Consider the following 21,867-nt stretch of genomic DNA (forward strand, 5'->3'; position numbering starts at 1 on the left):
TCGCGTGAGTGATGAGACGAGCAGCTACGCCCGCGCCGGAGTCGACACCGCGGCGGGTGATCTCGCGGTCGAGCTGATGAAGTCGGCCGTGTCGGCCACGCACGACCGGCACGTGCTCGGCGGAGTCGGCGGGTTCGCCGGCCTCTACGACGTGTCGTTCCTCAAGGACTTCCGCGCGCCGCTGCTCGCGACCTCGACCGACGGAGTGGGCACCAAGGTCGCGCTCGCGCAGGCGATCGACAAGCACGACACGATCGGCCAGGACCTCGTCGGCATGGTGGTCGACGACATCGTCGTGGTCGGCGCCCGTCCCCTCTTCATGACCGACTACATCGCCTGCGGCAAGGTCGTCCCCGCGCGCATCGCCGACATCGTCGCCGGGATCGCACGCGCCTGCTCCGCCACCGGCACCGCGCTCGTCGGCGGCGAGACCGCCGAGCACCCCGGCCTGCTCGGGCCCGACGACTACGACGTGGCCGGAGCGGCGACCGGAGTGGTCGAGGCGGACGCGGTGCGCGGCGCCGACCGCGTGCGCGACGGCGACGTCGTGATCGCGATGGCCTCCTCCGGTCTGCACTCCAACGGCTACTCGCTCGTGCGCCACATCCTCGCCGAGCGCGGCATCGGCTTCACCGACCACTCGGCCGAGCTCGGCGGAGTGGTGGGCGAGGTCCTCCTCGAGCCGACCCGCCTCTACACGCGGCCGCTGCTCGACGTGCTCGAGCACGGGACGCTCGGCTCGGCCGTGCACTCGATCAGCCACGTGACCGGGGGCGGCATCGCCGCGAACCTGGCCCGCGTGCTGCCGCGCGGCTCGTGGGTCGAGGTCGAGCGCTCCTCCTGGAACCCGTCCGACGTGTTCCGCGCGCTCGCCGGGATGTCGGGCGCGACGCTCGAGAGCACGGAGGGCACCTGGAACCTCGGCATCGGGATGTTCGCGGTGGTCGACGCGGCCGCCGCCGAGCCGGTCATCGCCTCGCTCGAGGCGTCGGGGGTGCCGTCGTGGATCGCCGGGCGCGTGTCGATGAGCAGCCGGTCGTTCGAGGGCTTCGAGCAGGGCGCCAAGGGCGTCGACGGCGGCGCGGTGCGCCTGATCGGGGCGTACGCGGGCTGACGCCGCGGCTCCGGAGTCGACCTCCTGCTGGTCGAGCAGCCGCCGCAGCCGGCGTATCGCGACCCGCGTCTCCGGGAGGCGTGGATCTCGATACGCGCCGCTGCGCGGGCTACTCGGTCAGCAAGGAGCTCAGGCCGCGCGGTGGTGCCGGGCGCGGGAGTGCTCGCGCTCCCAGGCGTGCTCGTGCCGGGTCAGCAGCCACGAGCCCCACGCGCACAGCGCGAAGGCCGCAGCGGTCGCCAGCAGCGCCGCGATCCAGGTCGGAGCGTCGCGGCTGACCAGCAGGTTCGCCGCCGCGATCAGGACGCCGAGCGCGGATCCCGAGCTCGTGCCCGCGACGAAGGCGGCGTCCCTCCGGCTGACCGCGCGGATCGTGACCATGCCGGCTATCGCCCCGGCTCCGCCCGCGAGGCCGATGCCCGCTCCGGAGAGCACGCCCATCAGCATCCCGAAGCTCACGAGCCCCGACGGGTCGAGTGGTCCGGACGCGAGCGCGGCCGGGAGGTAGAGCACCAGGGCGACGGCGGCGCCGACAGCGCCTCCGACGAGGACCGCACCCAGCAGCAGGGCGGTGGTGACGTAGCTGAGCCGTGCGACAGGGTGCACGGATCCTTCGGGTTCGAACATCGCGGCTCCATCGACGCGAACGCGCGGACCGTTCCGCGCGCCGTCCTCGGACACTACGCCCGCGGGGGCCGCCGCGGTGAGGGCTTGCGGCGGCGGCGGGTCAGCGCGTGAGGATCCACGCGAGGAGGTAGCTCCGCGAGTTCGCGCTGTCGATCTCCGCGTCCGTCAGCTGCGCCGCCCTCGACAGGGCCGCCTCCGGATCGCTCGTCGCCTGCAGCATCACGACGTAGTCGGCGAGCGGCGAGCCCGGCGCCCCGGCGACGAGCTCGTCCACGCGGTCCGGGCTCGGGAGGAACGCGGTCGCGGGCGGGAGGGGGAGCAGCTCGATTCCCAGGATCGCCGACGGCGTCGCGTCGAAGAACGTGGCGTAGTCGCGCTTGCCGCCCCAGTTGATCGCGAGGAAGGGGGCGTCGAAGCCCGGAGGCGTCGTCGGGCTCAGCCAGAGGTCGGCGGCGGCCTCGGTCTCCAGGCTCAGCATCCAGCGCGCCTGCTCGAGCAGGGCCTCGTTCTCGGACGCCGAGGCCCAGAGCGCGAGCCCGTTCCACGCGTTGACCGCCTCGGACACCGACTCCTGGTTGTTGCCGTCGCGGGCGGGGGCGAGGCCCGAGGCCCAGGAGTGGCCGCGGTAGGCGTCGAACACGCGCAGGCGCGGGAACTCCGCGGTGTCGACGGGGGAGGCCAGATCGAGCGCGAGCAGGTCGGCGACGGTGCGGTAGCGCTCGACGAGCGAAGGGTCCTCCTCCGCCAGCATGCCCAGCGCCGAGAGGAAGTACCCGTAGTGGAAGTGGTGGTCGTTGAACTCCTCCGATCCGAACGAGGGGGCGGAGCCGACCATCCCGCCCAGCACGGGGTCGTAGACGAAGCACTTCACGGCACCGGCGGTGCAGCCGGTCGGATCCAGCCACAGGTCGAGCTCCGCCAGGAGCTGCTCGTGGAGGACGGCGGCGGTCTCGTCCAGGCCGAGGTCGGTGGCGAGCCGGTGGAGGGTGGCCGCCCGGTAGAGCTCCTTGCCGGCGCCGTAGGTGTCGGTGGCGGCGAAGCGGACGTCGGCGGCGTCGAGCGGCACCTGCCGGCGGAGGGCGCCGCGCTCGTCGTCGGTGAGGCGCGTGAGATCGAGCGCCCCCGACTCCGCGATCGCCGCAGTGCTGCGAGAGAAGGTCGTGCCGGATTCGAGCCCGACCCGTCCGTAGAGGGTGTCGTAGCCCGGATCCCCCTGCGAGCCGAGACCGAAGAACGTCGACGCGCTGCCTTCCGTCCGCAGCGTGTAGGTCGTCGTCGTGCGGCCCCCCGCGGTCGAGTGCGCGACGGTCGCGCCCTCGAGCGCGACGGCCCCCTGCGCAGTGCGTCGATCTGCACCCGGCTCGCCCCCTCCGGCACGGCGAAGACGACGAGGCGCCCCTCGAGCCTCATCCGGGGGAACGCGTCGAGGGCGGAGGCGGGCGCCACCAGGGCGTACCGCTGCCCGCCCGCCGAGACGAGCAGCAGGCCGTCGGCCGCTCGCTCCGGCTCCGTGGCGCCCTCGACGATCACGTCCTGCGGCTCCCGCGCGCGGTAGGAGGCGTACGGCCAGCCCTCGGCGGTGACGAGCTCTCCGGCGCCGGCGAAGCTCCAGGTCGAGACGAGGTCGTCGAGCGCGGTGAGCTCGACCGACGACGACGGCACGGTCACCGTGAGGTCGTCGCGCGCGAGTCCGAAGAGGGCCCGCGGCGTCGCGTCGACCTGCGGCAGCCCCACCGAGAAGCCGTCGGGGCGCGGAGTGACCGAGAGGATCCCCGTGTAGAGCGGGAGGCCGTCGGTGAAGACCGGCCCCGACACCCACGAGTTCGTCGGAGGGGGACCTCCTCGGCGAGCCGCGGTGCCCCCGCGTACGGCCCGGCGACCTGAGGCAGGCGCCCGGCGTGCGCGGAGGCCTCGACAGCCCAGTCGGGGAGGGGTGCACGGGTGGCGTGCATCCGACGAGCAGGAGCAGCGCGAGGGCGGAGGCTGCCCCGCGCCGCGCCTCACCGGGCGAACCCGCCGGGTGTGACGAGGTCCCCGAGGCGGGCGACGAGCCACCCGCCGAAGCTCTCGTCGTCCTGCAGTCGGAGCTCCGCCCGCACCGGCGCGCCGATCACGTTGTAGTCCTGCGTGGTGATCTCGTCGGTGCGGGCGCGCACGACGGTCGTCGCCCGCCCGTTGCGGTACCGCTCCACCTCGACGTCGTAGATCTCGGCGTCGACAGTGGTGCCGTCGGGCATCGCGACGGCGACGGTGCCGCCGACGGGGATGCGCGAGTAGTCGCGCGCGCCGAGCGAGAACTCGCTCTCGAGGTGGATGGAGTCGGCGATCGCGACGACGGCGAGGATCTCGTCCTCCTCGACGAACGCCCCGATCTCGGTGTCGACCTGCTTCACGACGCCGTCGAGGGCGGCGGTGAAGACCATCAGCCCCCGGGCTCGATCGTGTAGCCGACGTCGGCGCTGGTGAAGTCCTTCGTCTGCATGTCCGACTCGAGGATCGCGCTCTGCAAGCTGAAGAGCACGTCGCCCTTCTGCACGGAGTCGCCGCGCGAGATCGTGAGGTCCTGGATCGTGCCGGCGAACGGCGTCCCCAGGGAGTAGTCCTCGGTGATCAGCTGGGCGCTCGCCGCCCTGACGGTCAGCGACGAGACGTTGGCGTAGACGAGGCCGGCGGCGGCGATCCCCACGGCGGCGACGCAGGAGAGCACGAAGCCGAGCCAGCGCAGCGGCTTCATGCCGCACCCGCTGCGAGCCGGCGGCGTCCGGTGACGAGGACGGTGCCGGCGAGCTCGGCTCTCGCCGCCCGCTTGAGGGCGATGTGCTCCCGCGCCGCGATCACGGCGAAGGCGCCGAGGGTGAGCGTGTTCAGGATGTTCCAGACGAGCGCCACCGAGTACTCGGCCGTCCACTCCGCCTTGAGGAAGCCGACGACGGTCGTCGCCGACAGGAAGACCAGGAACACCATCTGCACCTTGATGAAGTCGAACGGGGAGGCCGCCCGGCCCGTCGCTCCGGTCGAGGTCCAGCTGGGCTTGCGGCCGGCCACCGCCAGGAAGAACGCCTTGGTGTACATCGGGAAGGTGACGGTCGACAGCAGCAGCGTCTCCCACCGGAAGGAGCCGATGATGAAGAGCGCGAGTCCGATCTGCAGCACGTAGAAGCCGCAGTAGAAGAGGATCCACTGCAGCAGCGGCACCTCCGAGGCTCACGGGAGTGATGTTCAGGTAGATCTGCATCGGGGGCAGCACGATCAGGCCCAGCGGCACGATGCCGGTGAAGTAGAAGGTCACCGTCATGAAGTACTGCATGCGCTGATCGGTCGTCAGGCGGCGCCGGGGCGAGAACGGGTTGTGCCGGAGGAAGATCTCGAACCCGCCGACCGCCCAGCGGACCTGCTGCCGCACGAAGGCCTCGATGGTCTCCGGAGTGCGCCCGACCGCCAGGGTCATCGGCACGAAGATCGAGCGCCAGCCGCGCTCGTGCACGAAGATCGATGTCCAGATGTCCTCGGACTGGGAGCCCTCGTACATGCCGCCGATGTCGTCCAGCGCCGTCCGGCGGAAGACGGCGTTGGTGCCGACGCAGAACGCGGAGTTGTACTTGTTCTTGCCGGGCTGCGTCAGCGCGTAGAAGACGATCTGCATGTACGCGGATCCCCGCGAGATGAAGTTGTGCGCGTTGCCGTAGACCTGCGGGGCCTGCACGAACGCGACGTCGTCGTGCAGGAAGAACGGCAGCGTCTCCTCGAGGAACTCGGGGACCACGACGAAGTCGGCGTCGATCATCACGGCGAAGTCCGCGGTCGAGAGCCGCAGGGCGTGGTTCACGTTGCCGGCCTTCGCGCCGGAGCGGTCCTCGCGCACCACGTAGCGGATGCCCAGGCGCTCGGCGATCTCGGCGACCCGGGGGTCGTCCCCGTCGTCGAGCAGCCAGGTCCCGTGGGTGCCGTGCGTGTCGCGCGCCGCCCGGGCGGTGCCCTCGATGATCACCGGATCCTCGTTGTAGGTGGTGATCAGGACGTCGACCGTGATGCGACGGCGACCGAGGAAGAGGTCGTCCCCGATGGGGATCCCGTCGACGGGGCTGCCGAAGAGCGTCGCGCGGGCCGCGTGGAACGTCGCATCCCGCGGGTCGTACGTGCTCGAGAAGCGCCGTCCACATGGTGAGGGCGGCCTGGCCGATGAGGTACAGCTCGCAGATGATCACGATGGCGAAGGGGAGCGGATCGCCGATGTTGCGCGGGTTGAGCAGGAAGCCGCCGTAGAGCAGCGCGCCCAGTCCGGCGAGCAGCACGATCGAGATGAGCGACGGCGACTGCAGCCGCGCCCGGCTCGGTGACGGTGCGGGGCTGGCCACGCGCGCCTGCTTGATCTGCAGACGCGTGAGGGCGGGGGGCGGGGTCTCGGGGGCGGGCAGGGCGTGCGTGGGGAAGGTGGGGGCTGAGGAGGGGCGGTGTCGGGGGTGTCTGGGGTGTCTTGCGTGTCGGCTCCGGAGGCGGAGGGTCGGCGGACGAGGGTTCGACCAGGGTGTCCGAGGGTCACGGGTACGGCTTTTCGGGTAGGCGGGAGCGGGTGCTCGGGCGCCGATCCGGAGGACGGGTTCTGCGGAGGCGCGCCGAAGAGGGCCTGCGGTGCGCGGTGCGCGGCAGGGGAGAGCCGGGTGGGCGCCACGTGTGCCGTCGGGGTGCGGCGTGGCGGTCTCAGTGTCTGTGCCCCACCCCGGGGGGACAAGATCCGCTTCAGGACACGTCCGGAAGCGGACACGGTGTCCGCGGTCGCGATCAGCGCCGCAGCGTCTGGCGCGGGAGCTCGCCGAAGCGGCGGGCGTAGTGCTGGGCGAAGCGCCCGGTGTTCACGAAGCCCCAGCGGGCGGCGACGTCGCCGACGACGAGCTCGCCGGGAACGGCGGCGCTCGGCCGGTCGGGTGCTCGAGAACCACGTGCGGCGTCGTGGTCGCCGGTGCGCGCTCGCTGAACGGCTCCGCCTCCACCTCGAGAATCCGCCTGCTGGTTCGGACGCCCCGGACACGGAAGCCGTCAGAGCAGCGGCCGTAGCGCTCCCCTCGCAGCAGCGCGACCTCGTCACCCTCGTGCACGGGGAAGGGTTCACCATCGCGGAGGCCGCCGCGATCCTCCGACTCACTGCGTTGACCGCTCGCAGTCGTCACGCGCGGGCGAAAGGACAGCTCGCGAGGGAACTCCATCCTTCCGCGATCACCCGATCGGGGTCCCGTATGGGGATGGCTCTCCGGTCATCGCTGGCGCCGCCTCAGCTCACGTCGTACTGATCCTTCCTCGTCGCGGAGTCGGCGCTGCAATAGGTGAGTCGGGGCGGAGGAGTTCACGGAGTGTGTTGCGGGCGCGTTGGTGTCGTCCGTGCGCAGTCGACGTGCTGACCCCGAGGATCGCGGCGGCTTGGGGGAGGGTGAAGCCGTCCCAGAGGATCAGACGCACGAGCTCGCTCTGGTCGGGGGGCAACTGGTCGAGTGCGTCCTGCACGTCGAGGGTCGCGGTATCGGTCGGTTCGATGGGCTGGGTTTCGAGGTGCTGGCGCAGCTTGAGGGTGAGTTCGGCGTGTCGGAGCGTTCCGCGGGCTGCGTTGGCGAGGAGTCGGCGGGCGACTCCGAACAGCCACATCCGCGCCTGCTCCGGATCGGAGGGCAGCTGGTCGATGCGTCGCCAGGCGACGACGAACGTCTCGCTGAGCAGATCAGCGGCATCGGCCTGGACGCTGACGCGCCGGCCGAAGTAGCTGAGGAGGTCGGCTGCGTTGGCGTCGTGCAGGCCCTCGAGAGTCGCCTCCCGGTGATCGCGGCGCCTCCTCCCCATCACTCGGCACCCCCGGCGCCGCACTGGCCCGCCATCTCGAGTGAGACGCCGCCGGCCAGGTGGCCGGCATCCTCGAACACGCGGGAGATCTCGTCGCCCATCAGCGTGCTCGCGACGACCCCGCGATCCGCATCGGGAACGTCGCCCGGGTTCCCGCCCTCGGCCGCGATCCGTTCCTTCAGCGCCTGCCGCTCGGCCTGCTCCTCGACCAGTCCGGTGTCGATGTCCTGGACGGTGATCGCCGTCACGAGGGGAGACCAGTCGTATCCGGCCAGGAAGTCACGGGCTTCCTCGGTGCGCTCGTTCACCTCGGCGTCCGAGAGCTGTCCGCCGTACTCGGGGACGACGCGCGCGACGACGGCGCAGAGACCGACGTCGCTTCCTGCGCTGAGCTCGAAGGTGCGTTGCACGGCGGCATCCGGAGCCCAGCCGACCCAGCTCAGCAGAGTCGGCCCGGCGACCGCGGCCGTTGTCCCGACGCCCACGAGCCCGATGCTCAGGGCCGCGACGCCGAGACCGGACCGCAGCCGGAAGCGTCGCGGACGGCGCTCGTCCGCGACGGCGCGAGCGATCGCCCGCGCCTGCGCCGCGTTCCCCGGATCCGACCCCAACGCCGGCGGTGCAGCTCGACGCACCCGCTCATCGATGTCATCCATGTCGTTCCCCTCAGTGATCGCCCTTCACTGTGGACATGTCCGGACAGCGCTCCGTCGTAATGCGAAGCCTCAGATCGTTTCGCGAACCGAGCGCAGAGCGCGCGAACTGTGTGTCTCACGCGCAACGCTTGGCACTACCTTCCGGCTATGACCAATCGCACGCTCGGCAACGCGTACGCCGCCGTCCTTCTGATCGTCGGTGCGGCACTGACCCTCATCGGCTCGCTCACCTCAGGGTCAGTGGGTGCCACTGCCGCCGTCGCCTTCGGCGCGGCGGCGGTGGCGGCGGGGCTCGTGCTCATCGGCATCCGCTTGATCATCCCCGCCCGTTAGCCGCGCCACGAGGAGACTCGGCGAGCTGTCCCGTATCGGGATCGTCGTCCGGACGGTAGAACTACCCACTGCCGTCCGGGCGCCCGGTAGGGACCGCAACGACGTGACGTCGCCGAGCGTCGGATTGGGGGCGGCTATCGTTCGCTCGAAGCGGCTTCCTGGTCGACTGTGGTGGTGAGGTGTATGCGGAGGAGTTCCTTGGCGCGCGCGTAACGACTCCGAGTCGTCGACGCTGGGATGCCCAGGTGCGCCGCCGCTTGCTCGAGCGTGAATCCGTCCCAGTGGATGAGGCGAATCAGCTCGGCGTGTCCAGCGGAGATTTTGGTGAGGGCGAGACGGACGTCGAGATCCTGGTCGAGGGTGTCCGCGGTGACCTCCGAGATGGTGTGCCCGAGGGTCGACAGGAGAGCGTCACGTCGGATCCGACCTCGATCGTGATGGCGGAGGACGTTGCGGGCCACTCCGAACAGCCACATACGTGCCTTTTCGCTGTCGTCCGGCAAGCGTCGTGCGACTCGCCAGGCTTCCGAGAGTGTCTCTCCGACGAGGTCGGCGGCGTCTTGGGGGTCGGTGGTGCGGTGGAGGAAGTAGCCGAGGAGGTCTGCTGCTGTCTCTGTCAGCACCGATTCGACGTGGGACCGGTTCATCGGCTGTCAGTGTCGGTGGGGAGTGCATCGGTGGAGCACTGCGTCTCGGAGTTGCTCTGGAGGGTGTTGGCGAGGTCGGGCCACTGGGTCACGAGATCGGCCGTCAGCGAGTTGAACACCACCTGCGTGAGACCGTCTTGCAGAATCCGGGCGTCGGACGCGATCGGCCCGGTCCACACTTCCCCGTCGTTGTGCACGTTGAAGTCCTCGATGTCCGCACCCGCGACCAACCGGCCGAGGTCGTCCGGTCGTCCCACGGCGAGCAGCCGGCTGGCGATGAACTCCGGGTCGGGCTGCAAGGAGTCGACGTCGAGAGCTTCAGGCAGGCCTGGGTGGCAGCGCGCTCGTCGCCGGAGAGCGAGTCGGTCGCGAAATGGGTCTCGCAGGAGCCCAGAGCGCGGCCTTCCACGTCGAACCACTCTCCGAGAACACGACGTCCGGCTCGGTGACGTACGTCCATGGTGCCCACTGCGAAGCTGCTGCGGCTCCCGTCCCCAGCACTCCAAGGGCCAGGCCGATGGCGACGGCGGGGCCGAGGCGACGGCGGGCCGAGGCGCCGGCGCGGCCGCATCCGTGCGGATGCCGCACGATCCTCAACGAGAGCGTGAAGAGCGATCCTCACGCGCACGTCGTCGGTCGGTCGGCGTCCTGCGGAGTCGAGTCGGTTGTCGAGCTGGTCGGTCATGATGCCCCCTGAGAAGTGCGGTCATCTTGTACATGCCCGCTCAGGTGCGTTTCGTCCATCGTGATCCGAGATTGCCTGGTCGGGGCAAATCGGAGGTTTCAGTCAGCTGTTTCGGTAGGGGGTGGTTCTGCCGGACGCCTCCGGGGCGTCGAGAGATATCGCGAGTTTTCGAGGTATCAACCGAATGTGAGCAGCTTCGTCCGGTGTCGTCGTTCTCGCACCGCTCCGTGTCGTGATCATGTCCCGGGTCATTCGAGCGGGGAGGACGCTGAAGCCGGACTGGAGAATCGTGGCTGCTCAGGAAGCCCTGTCCTGTGGAGGGTCAGGTGACCCAGACGTAACCGTCGATGCGTTCGCCACCGAACCCGGGCTCGTAGGAATTGAGGTCGTAGACGTCGCCGGGTCTGGCCCAGGGGGCGAGCGTGCCGGTGAAAGTGGCGAGACCCGTGGCATCGGTCGGGGCGTATGCCGTGGTATCGAGCACCCCGGGAGTGCTGTACGCGCTGGCGAGGCCCAGTCCAAGGCCAGGGCCGGGATCATCCGGACCTGCGTAGCCGTTTGTGCTGGTCGGGCCGGTGCTGAGCATGAGGAAGTCGTCGGTCACCTGGCCCGCAGCGCCACGATAGGTGAGCTGGATGGAGAAGGTGGCGCCAGGAGCCGCGTGGATCTCCGACTGGACGAATCGCAGACCGGGCATCGAGGCGGGCGCACTCGCGGCGGAAGCAGGGGTGGCGACGGAGAGAGCGATGACCGGGGCACTCCACGCCAATCCGGTCATCGACCGGCGCGTCAACGGTCGGGCAGGCGGCTGCTGGATGTCGTGGTGCTCCATGAGACTCCTTCAAGAGGGGGGCGGCGACGCGATGGATCGCTGGCAGGCGGAAGAAGTTCCGAAGAGTTCAAGCGTGCGCGCTCAGCAGATCACAGGTCGCCGCCTGCGCGCACCTCGTTCGGCCGCTCACCGCCCACCGGCAGCAGCAGGGGATCAGCGTCGCAGCGTCTGGCGCGTGGAGCTCGCCGAAGCGGCGGGCGTAGTGCTGGGCGAAGCGCCCGGCGTTCACGAAGCCCCAGCGGGCGGCGACGTCGCCGACGACGAGCTCGCCGGGAGCAGCGGCGCTTCAACTCGTCACGCGCGCGTTCGAGGCGCACGCCGCGGAGGTAGTGGCGCGGAGTGGTGGCGAAGGAGCGCTGGAAGGCCAGCTGGAGTCCGCGGGTCGAGAGCCCGGCGGCCTCGGCGATGTCCGCGATTCCGAGCGGGAGGTCGGCGTTCGCATGGAGGAACTCGACCGCTCGGCGCAGGCGCCGGGCGCTCACGGTCGGCGGAGTGACGGGGAGCGGCACGACGCGGTGGACGAAGGTGCGCAGCACGGCCTGCGCCGCGAAGCGCGAGGCGGAATCGCGCTGCAGCGTGGTGGGCGCGTCGGCGACGGCCAGGGTGTCGCGCAGCCCGCGCACCGCAGCCCACCAGGGCGCCGGATCGCTCGCGACGGGGGCGAACAGGATCGGCCCCGGCTCGGTGCCGTGCAGCTCGGCGGCCGCGCGCTCGAGGTAGGCGGCCTCGAAGTGGACGAGCGCGTCCCGGTACTCGTGCGCCTCGAAGCCGAAGGGGCGGCCCGTCGGGAACACGGCGGGCCGCCCGACGACGAGCCGGTTGTCGTCGCGCCCCAGATCGACGACGGCGCGGCCCTGGGTCAGCCAGAGCACCACGTAGATGCCCGCGGGCTCGACGGATCCGCGCACGTGGCCGAGGAACGACGCGGAGTGCAGGCTCACCGGGCCCTCGCCGGTCGTCGCGTAGCGGTAGGCGAACGGCGTCGTGGAGCGCTCGGCGCGGAAGCCGGAGCCGTTGTACCCCTGCTCGTAGAAGGCGCGGGCCTCGTCGAGGTCGCGGCCGCGGCGCTCGGACCGCCACACGGGGAGCGGCACGGCGGGGGTCCGCGGCGGGGGCGGCGGAGTCATCCGCCGAGCATGCCGGTGACCACCGACATCGCGCGGATCACGGGACGAGCCCGCGGTCCATCCAGAACAGCCCGAGCGCCGCGACGGCGGCCGTCTCGACGATTCCGCCCGAACGGACGAGCTCCGCGACCTCGTGGTCGGAGAACCACCGCTGCTCCATGTCGGACTCGGTCGCCTCGCGCGCGTGCTCGCCGTGCTCGAGCTCCTCCGCGAGGAACACGTCGACCGCCTGCGACACGAAGCCGTAGGCCTCGCTCAGGCGCCCCAGGTGCCGGAGGCGTCCCGCGCGCAGCCCGGTCTCCTCCCGCAGCTCGGCGGCGGCGAGGGCGAGCGGGTCGCCGCCGGGGAGCCGTGCGGCCAGCCGCCGGCCGGGAACTCCCACGCCCGGCGCCCGATCGGGTAGCGGAACTGCTCGACGAGCCAGAAGCCCTCGCCCTCGCGCGGCAGCACGAGGGCGTAGTCGTCGCGCTCGACGACCGAGTAGACGCCCGTGCTCCCGCCCGGCCAGAGCACCTCGTCCTCGCGCACGCGGATCCACGGTGTCTCGTAGGCGATGCGGGTCGACAGCTGCTCGACGCGGGCCGCGGACGCGGTGCCCTCGCCGATCGGCGGCTCGGTGCCCGAACGCAGATCGGGGCCGTCCGAACCGGACGACCCCGACGACGACTGCGCGTCACGCACGCTTCTGGTGCTGCTCCTCGACGAAGTCGGTGTCGTCGCCGTCGTCCTCGGCGTCGATCCACTTCGAGTAGTCCGGCTCGTCCGGGTGGCTGAGCTCGCGCTCGAGCGCACTGTAATCGACCGCCGGGCTGAACGACTTCAGCTCCCGGGCGATCTTGGTGTTCTTCGCCTTCTGACGGCCGCGCCCCATGGGTGACCCCCTCACGATGACAGGCCAGACGGGCGATGAAGCCGGCTGGATGTGTGATTGACAGAACAGGTTGTGATCGGTCCGAGCGGATGGAGAAGAGCCCGAACTGAGAACAGTGAAATCTACCCGGTAGTTTAGCAGACGGGGCACACGCCACTCCGGGGCTCCGGCATCCCGGCAGCGACCGCCCCTCGAGGACGTGGGGAGCGGCGTGGACACCACCCCCGATCCGCGCCCGGTCGTCGTCATCGGCGCCGGTCAGGCGGGCCTCGCGGTCGCCTACTACTCTGCGCAGACTCGGCCTCGAGCCCGGTCGCGACGTCGCCGTGCTCGACCGGGGACCGTGGCCGGGAGGTGCCTGGCAGTTCCGCTGGGAGGCCCTGCGGCTGGGGTCGGCGCACCGCGTGCACGACCTGCCCGGGATGGACCGCATCGGCTTCTCCTTCGCCACTGCCGACCGTCGCCGCCCCGCCCGCGACGTGGTCCGCGAGTACTACGCGCGCTACGAGGACGCCTACGAGCTGGCCGTGCGCCGGCCGGGAGGCGGTGCGCAGCGTCACGAGTGCGACGCCGGGCGACCGCTCCTCCGCTCTCGTGATCGAGACCGACCGCGGGGTCGAGCACGCTCGGATCGTCGTGAACGCGACCGGCACGTGGGGCTCGCCCTTCGTGCCCTACTACCCCGGCCGCGACCGGTTCCAGGGCGTGCAGATCGACACCACCGAGTACGTGCGCGCCGAGGACTTCGCGGGGAAGCAGGTCGTCGTGGTGGGCGGCGGCACGTCGGCGATCGGCTTCCTGCTCGAGCTCGAGCGCGTCGCCCGCACCGTCACCTGGGCGACGCGCCGCCCGGTCGACTACCGCGACGGCGAGCAGCTCGCCCTCGAGTCGGCGGTCGAGGCGGTGCGCGAGCAGGACCGGGCCGCCCGCGAGGGCCGCGCCCTCCCGAGCATCGTCGGCGGCACGGGCGTGCAGCGCACCCGACGCGTCGTGGCCGGCATCGAGCGCGGGGTGCTCCGCGAGCGCGGCGTGTTCCGCTCGATCGAGGAGGACGGGGTGCGCTGGCCCGACGGGAGCTTCACCCGCGCCGACGCGATCATCTGGGCGACGGGGTTCCGCCCCGAGCTGCGCCATCTCGCGCTGCTCGGCCTGCGCGAGCGCGAGGGCGGAGTGGCGGTGGCCGACGGGGCGTCCCTCACCGATCCGCGGGTGTTCTTCGCGGGCTACGGCCCGACCGCCTCGACGATCGGGGCGAACCGCTCGGGGCGCACGATCGCGCGCGCGGTGGTGGCGCGACTGCCCTGACGGCTGCCCGGTGCGACCCCGTCGCGCAGCCGCGACCCGGTCGCCAGCCGTCTCCCTCAGAGGCGCGCCTGTCCCAGTCGACCGGCACGAGGGAGCCGCGGTGGCGGATCCCGTCGACCCGGATCGGTCCCGCGAGTGCCGGCGAGAGCGGAGCGACGACCAGCGTCTCCCCGCCCGGAGCGAGGCCGAGCGCGGCCGACAGCACGGCGACGGCCGATGCCGCCGACCAGGCCTGCGGGCGGCAGGCCGCGGGGTAGGGCACGGGTGCGGGCGATACGTCGGCGGAGTCGCCGGAGTGCAGCTCGGGCATCCGGTAGCCGAAGCCCTCGGCGGCGGCGAGGAGGCCGCGCGCGAGCGTCGTCGCCTCGGCGCCGAAGCCGTCGCGGGCGAGCCCCGTCACGGCGATGGCGGTGTCGTGCGCCCAGACGGTGCCTCCGTGGTACGAGAGCGGCCAGTAGCCGTCGGAGTCGGTCGACATCGTGCGCAGGCCGTAGCCGGACGAGAGCTCCGGCGAGACGAGCAGCTCGGCCACGCGCGCGGCGCGGTCGGGGGCCAGGATGCCGGTGCCCAGCAGGTGGCCGATGTTGCTCGTGACGGTGTCGACGGGGCGCTTCTGCGCATCCAGGGCGATGGCGGGGCAGCCGCCGTCGGCCGTGTCGATCCAGAACGACTCGGCGAAGCGGGTCTTGAGCGCGGCGGCCCACTCGCGCCAGTCGGAGCCGTCGCGGCCGAACCGGTCGAGCAGCGCCGCGCCTCCGATGGCCGCCTCGTAGGCGTAGGCCTGCACCTCGCAGAGCGCGATCGGACCCTCGGCGAGGGAGCCGTCGCGCCACTGGATCGAGTCCCCCGAGTCCTTCCAGCCCTGGTTGGCCAGGCCGTGACCGGTGGTGTCGACGTACTCGAGCAGGCCGTCGCCGTCGGAGTCACCGGAGTCGCGGAGCCAGCGCAGCGCCGCCTCGAGAGCGGGCAGCAGCGCCTCGACCTCGGAGTCGGGGAGCCCCCAGCGCCAGGCGTCGTGCAGCAGGCAGACCCAGAGCGCCGTGGCGTCGACGGTGCCGAAGTAGAGCGGCGGGAGCGAGACGCCCTCTCCCGGGATCTCGAGGGTCGTCGAGCGCAGCTCGTGCATGATCTTGCCGGGCTGCTCGGCGGTGCCGGCCACGTGCTCGGTGCCCTGGAGCCCCGCGAGCACGCGCAGGGTCGACCCGGCGATGCCGGTGCCGAGCGGGAGCAGCATCCGCGCCGCCCAGATCGAGTCGCGGCCGAAGAGGGTGAAGAACCAGGGCGCTCCGGCGGCGAGGAACGGCTCGTCGGGGCGGTCGACGGTGACCATCCGCAGCGCGTCGAGGTCGTCGAGGGCGACCCGGCACCAGGAGGCGAGCCGCGAGTCGCCCGCGTCGACCGTCGTGCCGCTCCACTCCGCGGGTCCGGGGGCCCCAGCGACGACGGCGGCCGAGTCCTCCATCGCGATGCTCCACTCCACCTCCACGGCGCCGTGGGCGGGGACCACGACGTCCCACGCGAGGGTCGTGGTCGATCCCGCCGCGATCGAGGCGCCCGGGGCGCGCACGTCGGCGCGGGTGCTGCCCGAGGTCCAGACGACGGAGCCGTCGCCCGCCTCGGTGCGGACGTCGGCATCGCCGCGCAGCCCGGCCTTCACCACGTGCACGAGCGAGAAGTCGGGCTCGAGCGCGAGCTCGAGACGGGTGGCGACGGCGTCGGGCAGAGCCGACTCGAGCCGGATGCTCTCGCGGAGCGACCCGGCGGCGACCGTGCGCGAGCGGACCACGCGGAAGCGCGGGTCGGCCGCGGCGTCGTCGAGGCGCCGGGCGAGGCCGGTGAAGCGGGCGGAGGAGGCGCCGTCGCGACCCGCCGAGATCGGCTCGAGGGGGAGTCCGCCGACGAGGAGGGCCGCGCCAGCGAGGACCCGGACGTCGCCGTGGTACAGCCCGTGGATCGGCTGCCCGCCGACCTCTCCGGCCTCGTCGCACCACAGCTGCGAGGGCGCGCGGAGGAGGACGACGGCCTCGTGGAGGAGGGGCTGGAGGGGCGTGCTGCTGCGGTCGTCGCGCTCGGTCGTCACGGTCGACTCCTCACTGAATCGTCGGTGCGGGGCGCGTCGTGCGGCGCCCGGGGGATCGGTCCGTCGGTGGCTGCCGGTTGACAGCACCGCGGTCGGAGGTAATGTAGCACTCAGATTGGATCGATCAAATCAGCGGTCCGCGCACGATTTGAACGATCAAAGCACCGGGACCCGTCGAGGAGGACGCATGGCACTGCCGACCGTCGAGGACGTCGCCCGCGCTGCCGGCGTCTCACGCCAGACCGTCTCGAACGTGCTCAACAGCCCGTCGATCGTGCGTCCGGCCACCCGCGAGCGCGTCGAGAAGGCGATCGCCGATCTCAAGTACCGGCCGCACGCCTCCGCCCGCCGCCTGCGCACCCGCAAGTCGGGCACCATCGGGGTCCGGATGGACCGGGTGCTCGACGGCATCTCGGGCAGCCTGCTCGACCGGTTCCTCCACGCGGTCACCGAGCAGGCGGACGCCCGCGGCATGCGGATCCTGCTCTACACGGCGAGCACCCCCGAGGACGAGATCGCGCAGATCGGACGGCTCCGCGACGGGGCCGACGTGGACGCCTTCGTCCTCACCTCGACCTTCTACGGCGACCCGCGCACCGCGTGGCTCCGCCAGCAGGGCGTGCCCTTCGTCACCTTTCGGGCGCCCCTGGGACTGGACGATCAGGGCGATCCGCAGCACCTCTGGGTCGACGTCGACGGCGCCTCCGGGGTCGAGCAGGCCAGCCGCCACCTCGCCGACGAGGGATGCGAGACGCTCGCGTTCTTCGGCTGGCCGAGCGGATCCGCGACCGGCGACGACCGCCGCAGCGGCTGGGAGCGGGTGATGGGGGAGCGGTTCCCGGAGTCGCGCTGCTGCAGGCCGAGGCGGAGGACGACGTGCAGCAGGCGCGGTCCGCCGCGATCGCGTTCCTCGAGGCGAACCCCGCGGTCGACGGTCTGGTCTGCGTGTCGGACTCCCTCGCGCTCGGCGCCTCGATGGCCGCCGTCGCCGTCGGGCGCCTGGACCTCTCGATCGTCGGCTTCGACAACACCCCGGTCGCGGCCGCCGTCGGCCTCTCGAGCGTCGAGCAGGACCTCGGTGCGGTCGCCGCCGGCGCCTTCGAGCTGCTCCTCGGCGAGCACGGCGACGACATCGTGCACCGCGAGCTCGCCGCCGGAGAGGCCCACCGCCTCATCGAGCCGCACCTCGTCGTGCGGACCCCCTCCACCTCTGACTCCCACAGCCCCGAGCACCTCCCGGTGCGCCTCCCGATCACGAAAGGTCAGGCCATGACAACCACCTCCACCGCGGCACGCTGGGGTGCCGCGATCCTCGCGAGCGGCCTCGCGGTCACGCTCGCCGCCTGCTCGAGCGGCGGCTCCTCCTCCGACTCGTCGTCCGACGCCGGACTCACGGTGATGATCGGATCGTCCGGCGACGCCGAGACGACCGCGGTCACCGACGCCGTGAACGCCTGGGGCGAGGAGAACGGCACCACCGTCGAGGTCGTCGCCGCGAGCGATCTGACCCAGCAGCTCGGCCAGGGCTTCTCGGGCGGCAACCCGCCCGACCTCTTCTACATGAGCTGGGACCAGTTCCAGACCTACGCGAGCAACCGCTACCTCGAGCCCTACGCCCAGGACGCCGGCAACGCCGACGCGTTCTACCCGGCGCTGCGCGAGGCGTTCACCTACGACGACCAGTTCTACTGCGAGCCGAAAGACTTCTCGACGCTGGGTCTCGTCATCAACACCGACCTCTGGGCGGCCGCCGGTCTCACCGACGCCGACATCCCGACCGACTGGGCGGGCCTCGAAGTCGGCTGCGGCGAAGCTCACCGCGAACGGAGTGACCGGACTCTCCTTCGGCGCCGAGTACGCGCGCATCGGCACCTTCATGAACCAGGCCGGCGGCTCGCTGCTGTCCGAGGACGGCGAGACCGTCACCGCGGACACCCCCGAGAACGTGGCCGGACTCACCGAGGTGAAGAAGCTGCTGACCGACGGGACGCTGAAGTTCCCCGCCGACCTCGACTCCGGCTGGGCCGGTGAGGCCTTCGGCAAGGGCGCCGCGGCGATGGTCGTCGAGGGTCCGTGGATCAACGGCGCGCTCGAGGCCGACTACCCGGACGTGAACTACACCGTCGCCGAGCTCCCCGCGGGCCCCGGCGGGAAGTCGACCTTCACGTTCAGCAACTGCTGGGGCATCCCGGTCGGCAGCGAGACGGCGGAGCAGGCGCAGTCGCTCGTCGAGTCCCTGACCGCGGACGAGCAGCAGCTCGCCTTCTCGGACGCGTTCGGCGTGATCCCCTCGACCGAGTCGGGTGCTGCGGAGTACGCGACGAAGTACCCCGAGAACGCCGCGTTCGTGACCGGCAACGACTACGCCGTGAGCCCCGTCGCCTTCGCGGGCGCTGCCACCGTGATCACCGACTTCAACTCGGCCCTCGAGGGCCTGGCGTCGGGCGACCCGGAGGCGATCCTCGCCGACCTGCAGACGAACCTGCAGGACGCGCTCGACACCGCGAACGCGAAGTAGCCGCGCGAGGAGGGCCGGGGCTCCCCGCCCCGGCCCCTCCTCCCCGAGGCACGGCGGTCCTCACGAAGACCGCCCCCGACACGTCGAAGGAGACGCATCGATGACCGCCCCCGCACCCGCCCGCAGGCGCCGCTCCGGCATCCGCGGGCACGAGGCCCGCTACGGCTGGCTCTTCACCCTCCCCGCGATCCTCGTCATCGGCGTCTTCCTCGTGCTGCCCATCGGCCTCGCCCTGTGGGTCAGCGTCAGCAACTGGAACGGCCTCGGCTCCCCGCTGGGACCGACCGCGCAGTTCGTCGGCGGAGAGAACTACCAGGCGGTGCTCACCGAGCCCGGCCTGGCGCAGAAGGACTTCGGCACTGCGATCCGCAACAACCTTTACTACGTGCTGCTCGTCGTGCCGCTCCAGACGGCCCTCGCGCTGTTCCTCGCGGTGCAGGTGAACCGGCGGATCCTCCGCGGGCGCGGCTTCTTCCGCACCGCCTTCTACTTCCCCTCCGTCACGTCCTCGATCGCGATCACCGTGATCTTCCTGTTCCTCTTCAGCGCTTCGGGCGTCGTGAACGCGGTGCTCGGCTGGTTCGGCGCCGACGGTCCGACCTGGATGGCGGACCCCTCCGGGATCCTGCACAGCGCGCTGGGCGCCGTCGGCGTCGACGGCTCCGGTCCGCTGGCCGCCGCTGCTCCGCTCGGCCTCACCTGGTGGGACTGGCTGTCGGGCCCCTCCGTCGCGATGTGCGTGCTGATCACGATGGCGATCTTCACCACCTCGGGCACCTTCATGCTGCTGTTCCTCGCGGCGCTGCAGAACATCGGAGCCGAGATCGACGAGGCCGCACTGATGGACGGGGCGGGGCCGCTGCGCAAGTTCTTCTCGGTCACCCTGCCGATGCTCAAGCCGACGCTCTTCACGGTGCTGACCCTCGGCCTCATCGGCACGTGGCAGGTCTTCGACCAGATCTACCTGACCGGAGGGGGCTCGCCCGGCAAGACGCTGCTCACGCCCGCGTTCCTCGCGTACGAGTCCTCGTTCACGGACCTCCGCTGGGGCCAGGGCGCGGCGATCCGCGTTCATCCTGTTCTTCATCATCGTCGTGCTCACGCTGCTGCAGCGGGCGCTGCTGCGCGACAAGGGCGAGCCGCGCACCCGCCGCCGTGCCGCCCGGGCCGACGCCGCCACGACCCTCACCACGGGAGGTGTGCGATGAGCACCCTGATCGACTCCGGCACCCGCACCGCCGAGGAGACGCCGGCCGCGCCGCTCCCGCGCCGCCGCGTGCACCTCGGGGCCCGCGGCCGTGCCTCGCTGATCGGCGGCTACCTGCTGCTGATCGCGCTGGCGCTCGTGTACATCTACCCGTTCCTGATCTCGGTCGCGTCGTCGTTCAAGACCGACGCCGACGCGACCTCGAACCCTCTGTCGCTGCTCCCGGCGACCTGGTCCTTCGCCTCGTACGAGCGGCTCTTCACCGATGTGCCGCTGCCGCTGTGGACGCTGAACTCGGTCATCGTGACGGTGTTCGTCACCGTCGGACGCGTCTTCTTCGACTCGCTCGCGGGCTACGCGCTGTCGCGGCTGAACTTCCGCGGGCGGGGCTTCCTGTTCGCGCTGTTCATCGGAGTGATGAGCGTGCCGGCGGTCGTGCTGCTGATCCCGCGGTTCCTGATCCTCAAGCAGCTCGGTCTGTACGACAGCTACGCCGGGATGATCGTGCCGCTGATCGTGGACGCGGCGGGCATCTTCATCATGAAGCAGTTCTTCGACTCGATCCCGCTGTCGATCGAGGAGGCCGCGCGGATCGACGGGGCCGGCGTGTTCCGCACCTTCCGCTCCATCGTGGTGCCGATGGCGCGGCCGGCGATCGTGACGCTGTTCATCCTGTCGTTCCAGGGCTCGTGGAACGAGTTCTCGCACTTCGTGGTCTCGCGGCAGTCGCCGGAGCTGAACACGCTGACGACCGGAGTCGCCTCGCTCGTCTCGGGGCAGCTGGGCACGGGCAACCAGTACCCGCTGCAGTTGGCGGCGGCGGTGCTGATGTCGATCCCGGTGGCGGTGCTGTTCTTCGTCTTCCAGAAGCGGATCATGAACACGACGGAGGGCGCCGAGAAGGGCTGAGCCCCGGGGGCGGGCGGATCTCGAGACGGCCTGCGGCCTACTCGATCAGCAGGAGAGGGGGATCGGCCCCGCCTCGCTGGTCGAGCAGCCCCGCAGGGGCGTATCGAGACCCGCGTCTCAAGGAGTGGCGGGATCTCGAGGACGGCCTGCGGCCTACTCGATCAGCGAGGGGGAGGAGGTGCCGCCGCCTACTTCGCGAGGAACTCGAGGACGCGGGCGTTCCACTCCTCCGCGTGGCTGACGTTGACGCCGTGGGGGCCGCCCTCGACGACGTGCAGCTCGGAGCCGGGGATCGCCGCGTGCGTGCGCGCCCGAGCCCTCGAACGGCACGGTCGCGTCGCTGTCGCCGTGGATGACGAGCGTCGGGACGGTGACGAGCGGCAGGTCCTCGCGGAAGTCCGTGGTCGCGAACGCCGTCATGCAGGCGAGCGCGGCGACCTTCGACGACTGCTTCGCGAGCGCGAGCGCGTCCTGGCGCTGCTGCTCCGTCACGACGAGCGTGCCCTCCGCCGAGAAGAACTGGGTCGTGAAGTCGTCGTAGAACGCGTCCTGGTCCTTCGTGAGACCGGCCGTCATCTCGGCGGCCTGGGACTTCTCGAGCGGGCCGTCCGGGTTGTCCGAGCCCTTCATCAGGTACGGCGGCACGGCCGACGCGAACACGACGCTGCGCAGGCGCTCGGTGCCGTACTTCGAGAAGTAGCGGGCGACCTCGCCGCCGCCCATCGAGAAGCCGACGAGCGTGACGTCCTGCAGGTCGAGCTCGGTGAGCAGCGCGTGCAGGTCCTCGGTGAGGGTGTCGTAGGTGTAGCCGGTGAGCGGCTTGTCGCTGCGTCCGAAGCCGCGGCGGTCGTAGCTGACGACGCGGTAGCCGGCCGCGGTGAGCGCCGGGACCTGCTCCGACCAGGACTCGCCCGAGAGGGGCCAGCCGTGGATCAGGACGACCGGGCGTCCCGATCCGCCCGTGTCGTCGACGTGGAGGTTCGTGTCCTTGAAGAGTCCGTGGTGCGCGGTGATCTCGGTCATCGGTGAGTTCTCCTTCCGGCGCCGACCCTCGGCGTCGATGGTGCTTCGAAGAAGAGTAGGGAGCCGGATGGGGAGGACGCCCGGGCGGGAGGGAGGCTTGACAGCCC

22 protein-coding genes and 4 pseudogenes are annotated in these 21,867 nt (G+C 71.5%); 10 read left to right on the forward strand and 16 right to left on the reverse strand.

Annotated features, from left to right (window positions below; all coding sequences use genetic code 11):
• Positions 1-4: 4 nt before the first annotated feature.
• Positions 5-1,114, forward strand: a complete 1,110-nt coding sequence (gene purM, locus AC0CII_RS17440; protein WP_465226966.1) for a phosphoribosylformylglycinamidine cyclo-ligase — start codon at positions 5-7, stop codon at positions 1,112-1,114.
• Between the two features lie 129 nt (positions 1,115-1,243).
• Here the strand turns inward: purM and AC0CII_RS17445 are convergent, their stop codons facing one another.
• From AC0CII_RS17445 to AC0CII_RS17465, 5 genes are all read right to left on the reverse strand, one after another.
• Positions 1,244-1,741 (reverse strand): hypothetical protein, encoded by a 498-nt coding sequence (locus tag AC0CII_RS17445; RefSeq protein ID WP_465226965.1) that lies wholly within the window; start codon positions 1,739-1,741, stop codon positions 1,244-1,246.
• Positions 1,742-1,841: 100 nt separating this feature from the next.
• Positions 1,842-3,560, reverse strand: coding sequence for a glycosyl hydrolase (locus tag AC0CII_RS17450; protein WP_465230165.1), 1,719 nt, complete (start codon positions 3,558-3,560; stop codon positions 1,842-1,844).
• Positions 3,561-3,741: 181 nt separating this feature from the next.
• Positions 3,742-4,164 carry a hypothetical protein gene (locus tag AC0CII_RS17455; protein WP_465230166.1) on the reverse strand — a complete coding sequence of 141 codons (423 nt, stop codon included), beginning with the start codon at positions 4,162-4,164 and terminating at the stop codon, positions 3,742-3,744.
• Positions 4,164-5,729, reverse strand: coding sequence for a glycosyltransferase family 2 protein (locus tag AC0CII_RS17460; protein WP_465230167.1), 1,566 nt, complete (start codon positions 5,727-5,729; stop codon positions 4,164-4,166). Before AC0CII_RS17460 ends, AC0CII_RS17455 begins: the two co-directional genes overlap by 1 nt.
• Before the next feature lie 862 nt (positions 5,730-6,591).
• The gene (locus AC0CII_RS17465) at positions 6,592-6,834 is read right to left on the reverse strand and encodes a hypothetical protein (RefSeq protein WP_465231124.1); all 243 of its coding nucleotides are present in this window, start codon (positions 6,832-6,834) and stop codon (positions 6,592-6,594) included.
• Between AC0CII_RS17465 and AC0CII_RS17470 the strand changes: the two genes are divergently transcribed.
• Positions 6,829-7,026, forward strand: a complete 198-nt coding sequence (locus tag AC0CII_RS17470; RefSeq protein WP_465230976.1) for a hypothetical protein — start codon at positions 6,829-6,831, stop codon at positions 7,024-7,026. The genes AC0CII_RS17465 and AC0CII_RS17470 overlap by 6 nt on opposite strands.
• Here the strand turns inward: AC0CII_RS17470 and AC0CII_RS17475 are convergent.
• Together AC0CII_RS17475 and AC0CII_RS17480 are read right to left on the reverse strand one after the other, a co-directional pair.
• Entirely contained in the window at positions 7,013-7,591 is a 579-nt protein-coding gene (locus AC0CII_RS17475; RefSeq protein ID WP_465230168.1) for an RNA polymerase sigma factor, read from the reverse strand. The genes AC0CII_RS17470 and AC0CII_RS17475 overlap by 14 nt on opposite strands.
• On the reverse strand, positions 7,567-8,223 hold the full coding sequence (locus AC0CII_RS17480) for a hypothetical protein (RefSeq protein ID WP_465226959.1): 657 nt from the start codon (positions 8,221-8,223) through the stop codon (positions 7,567-7,569). Before AC0CII_RS17480 ends, AC0CII_RS17475 begins: the two co-directional genes overlap by 25 nt.
• Positions 8,224-8,370: 147 nt before the next feature.
• On the opposite strand from AC0CII_RS17480, the gene AC0CII_RS17485 reads away from it, so the two are divergent.
• The gene (locus tag AC0CII_RS17485) at positions 8,371-8,556 is read left to right on the forward strand and encodes a hypothetical protein (protein WP_465226958.1); all 186 of its coding nucleotides are present in this window, start codon (positions 8,371-8,373) and stop codon (positions 8,554-8,556) included.
• Between the two features lie 134 nt (positions 8,557-8,690).
• On the opposite strand, the gene AC0CII_RS17490 is transcribed toward AC0CII_RS17485, so the two are convergent.
• From AC0CII_RS17490 to AC0CII_RS17520, 7 genes are all read right to left on the reverse strand, one after another.
• Positions 8,691-9,179 carry an RNA polymerase sigma factor gene (locus AC0CII_RS17490; RefSeq protein ID WP_465230169.1) on the reverse strand — a complete coding sequence of 163 codons (489 nt, stop codon included), beginning with the start codon at positions 9,177-9,179 and terminating at the stop codon, positions 8,691-8,693.
• Between the two features lie 20 nt (positions 9,180-9,199).
• On the reverse strand, positions 9,200-9,502 hold the full coding sequence (locus AC0CII_RS17495) for a hypothetical protein (RefSeq protein ID WP_465230170.1): 303 nt from the start codon (positions 9,500-9,502) through the stop codon (positions 9,200-9,202).
• Positions 9,503-10,210: 708 nt separating this feature from the next.
• The gene (locus AC0CII_RS17500; RefSeq protein WP_465226955.1) at positions 10,211-10,720 is read right to left on the reverse strand and encodes a hypothetical protein; all 510 of its coding nucleotides are present in this window, start codon (positions 10,718-10,720) and stop codon (positions 10,211-10,213) included.
• Between the two features lie 89 nt (positions 10,721-10,809).
• On the reverse strand, positions 10,810-11,814 hold the full coding sequence (locus tag AC0CII_RS17505) for a helix-turn-helix domain-containing protein (RefSeq protein ID WP_465230171.1): 1,005 nt from the start codon (positions 11,812-11,814) through the stop codon (positions 10,810-10,812).
• A gap of 70 nt (positions 11,815-11,884) precedes the next feature.
• Positions 11,885-12,085 carry an NUDIX hydrolase gene (locus AC0CII_RS17510; protein ID WP_465230172.1) on the reverse strand — a complete coding sequence of 67 codons (201 nt, stop codon included), beginning with the start codon at positions 12,083-12,085 and terminating at the stop codon, positions 11,885-11,887.
• Between the two features lie 17 nt (positions 12,086-12,102).
• Positions 12,103-12,528: a hypothetical protein gene (locus AC0CII_RS17515; RefSeq protein ID WP_465230173.1), complete on the reverse strand. Its 426-nt coding sequence runs from the start codon at positions 12,526-12,528 to the stop codon at positions 12,103-12,105.
• Positions 12,521-12,718, reverse strand: coding sequence for a DUF3073 domain-containing protein (locus AC0CII_RS17520; protein ID WP_055789263.1), 198 nt, complete (start codon positions 12,716-12,718; stop codon positions 12,521-12,523). The genes AC0CII_RS17515 and AC0CII_RS17520 overlap by 8 nt, the downstream gene beginning before the upstream one ends.
• Positions 12,719-12,929: 211 nt before the next feature.
• Between AC0CII_RS17520 and AC0CII_RS17525 the strand changes: the two genes are divergently transcribed.
• The gene (locus tag AC0CII_RS17525; RefSeq protein ID WP_465230174.1) at positions 12,930-13,316 is read left to right on the forward strand and encodes a hypothetical protein; all 387 of its coding nucleotides are present in this window, start codon (positions 12,930-12,932) and stop codon (positions 13,314-13,316) included.
• The gene (locus tag AC0CII_RS17530; protein ID WP_465230175.1) at positions 13,265-14,023 is read left to right on the forward strand and encodes an NAD(P)-binding domain-containing protein; all 759 of its coding nucleotides are present in this window, start codon (positions 13,265-13,267) and stop codon (positions 14,021-14,023) included. The genes AC0CII_RS17525 and AC0CII_RS17530 overlap by 52 nt, the downstream gene beginning before the upstream one ends.
• Here AC0CII_RS17530 and AC0CII_RS17535 read toward each other — a convergent pair.
• Positions 13,914-16,103, reverse strand: a complete 2,190-nt coding sequence (locus tag AC0CII_RS17535) for a glycogen debranching N-terminal domain-containing protein (RefSeq protein WP_465230176.1) — start codon at positions 16,101-16,103, stop codon at positions 13,914-13,916. The two genes, AC0CII_RS17530 and AC0CII_RS17535, sit on opposite strands and share 110 nt — an antisense overlap.
• A 187-nt stretch (positions 16,104-16,290) precedes the next feature.
• On the opposite strand from AC0CII_RS17535, the pseudogene AC0CII_RS17540 reads away from it, so the two are divergent.
• The 5 genes and pseudogenes from AC0CII_RS17540 to AC0CII_RS17560 form a co-directional block, all read left to right on the forward strand.
• A pseudogene (locus AC0CII_RS17540) lies at positions 16,291-16,377 on the forward strand (LacI family DNA-binding transcriptional regulator); the annotation flags it as partial.
• Positions 16,378-16,847: 470 nt separating this feature from the next.
• Positions 16,848-17,831, forward strand: a pseudogene (locus tag AC0CII_RS17545) (extracellular solute-binding protein); the annotation flags it as partial.
• Between the two features lie 100 nt (positions 17,832-17,931).
• On the forward strand, positions 17,932-18,621 hold the full coding sequence (locus AC0CII_RS17550) for an extracellular solute-binding protein (RefSeq protein WP_465230177.1): 690 nt from the start codon (positions 17,932-17,934) through the stop codon (positions 18,619-18,621).
• 100 nt (positions 18,622-18,721) lie between these two features.
• Positions 18,722-19,597: pseudogene (locus AC0CII_RS17555) on the forward strand (carbohydrate ABC transporter permease); the annotation flags it as partial.
• Positions 19,598-19,825: 228 nt separating this feature from the next.
• On the forward strand, positions 19,826-20,737 hold the full coding sequence (locus AC0CII_RS17560; RefSeq protein ID WP_465230977.1) for a carbohydrate ABC transporter permease: 912 nt from the start codon (positions 19,826-19,828) through the stop codon (positions 20,735-20,737).
• Positions 20,738-20,925: 188 nt separating this feature from the next.
• Here the strand turns inward: AC0CII_RS17560 and AC0CII_RS17565 are convergent.
• Positions 20,926-21,760: pseudogene (locus AC0CII_RS17565) on the reverse strand (alpha/beta fold hydrolase).
• Between the last annotated feature and the right edge of the window lie 107 nt (positions 21,761-21,867).

The sequence above is a fragment of the Rathayibacter sp. AC182 genome (assembly GCF_979253875.1).

Bases quoted from the DNA above. Each gene is read 5' to 3' on its own strand.
- AC0CII_RS17445 (WP_465226965.1), bottom strand. From the start codon at position 1,741: ATGTTCGAACCCGAAGGATCCGTGCACCCTGTCGCACGGCTCAGCTAC.
- AC0CII_RS17455 (WP_465230166.1), bottom strand. From the start codon at position 4,164: ATGGTCTTCACCGCCGCCCTCGACGGCGTCGTGAAGCAGGTCGACACC.
- AC0CII_RS17485 (WP_465226958.1), top strand. From the start codon at position 8,371: ATGACCAATCGCACGCTCGGCAACGCGTACGCCGCCGTCCTTCTGATC.
- AC0CII_RS17480 (WP_465226959.1), bottom strand. From the start codon at position 8,223: ATGGATGACATCGATGAGCGGGTGCGTCGAGCTGCACCGCCGGCGTTG.
- AC0CII_RS17500 (WP_465226955.1), bottom strand. From the start codon at position 10,720: ATGGAGCACCACGACATCCAGCAGCCGCCTGCCCGACCGTTGACGCGC.
- AC0CII_RS17560 (WP_465230977.1), top strand. From the start codon at position 19,826: ATGAGCACCCTGATCGACTCCGGCACCCGCACCGCCGAGGAGACGCCG.
- AC0CII_RS17520 (WP_055789263.1), bottom strand. From the start codon at position 12,718: ATGGGGCGCGGCCGTCAGAAGGCGAAGAACACCAAGATCGCCCGGGAG.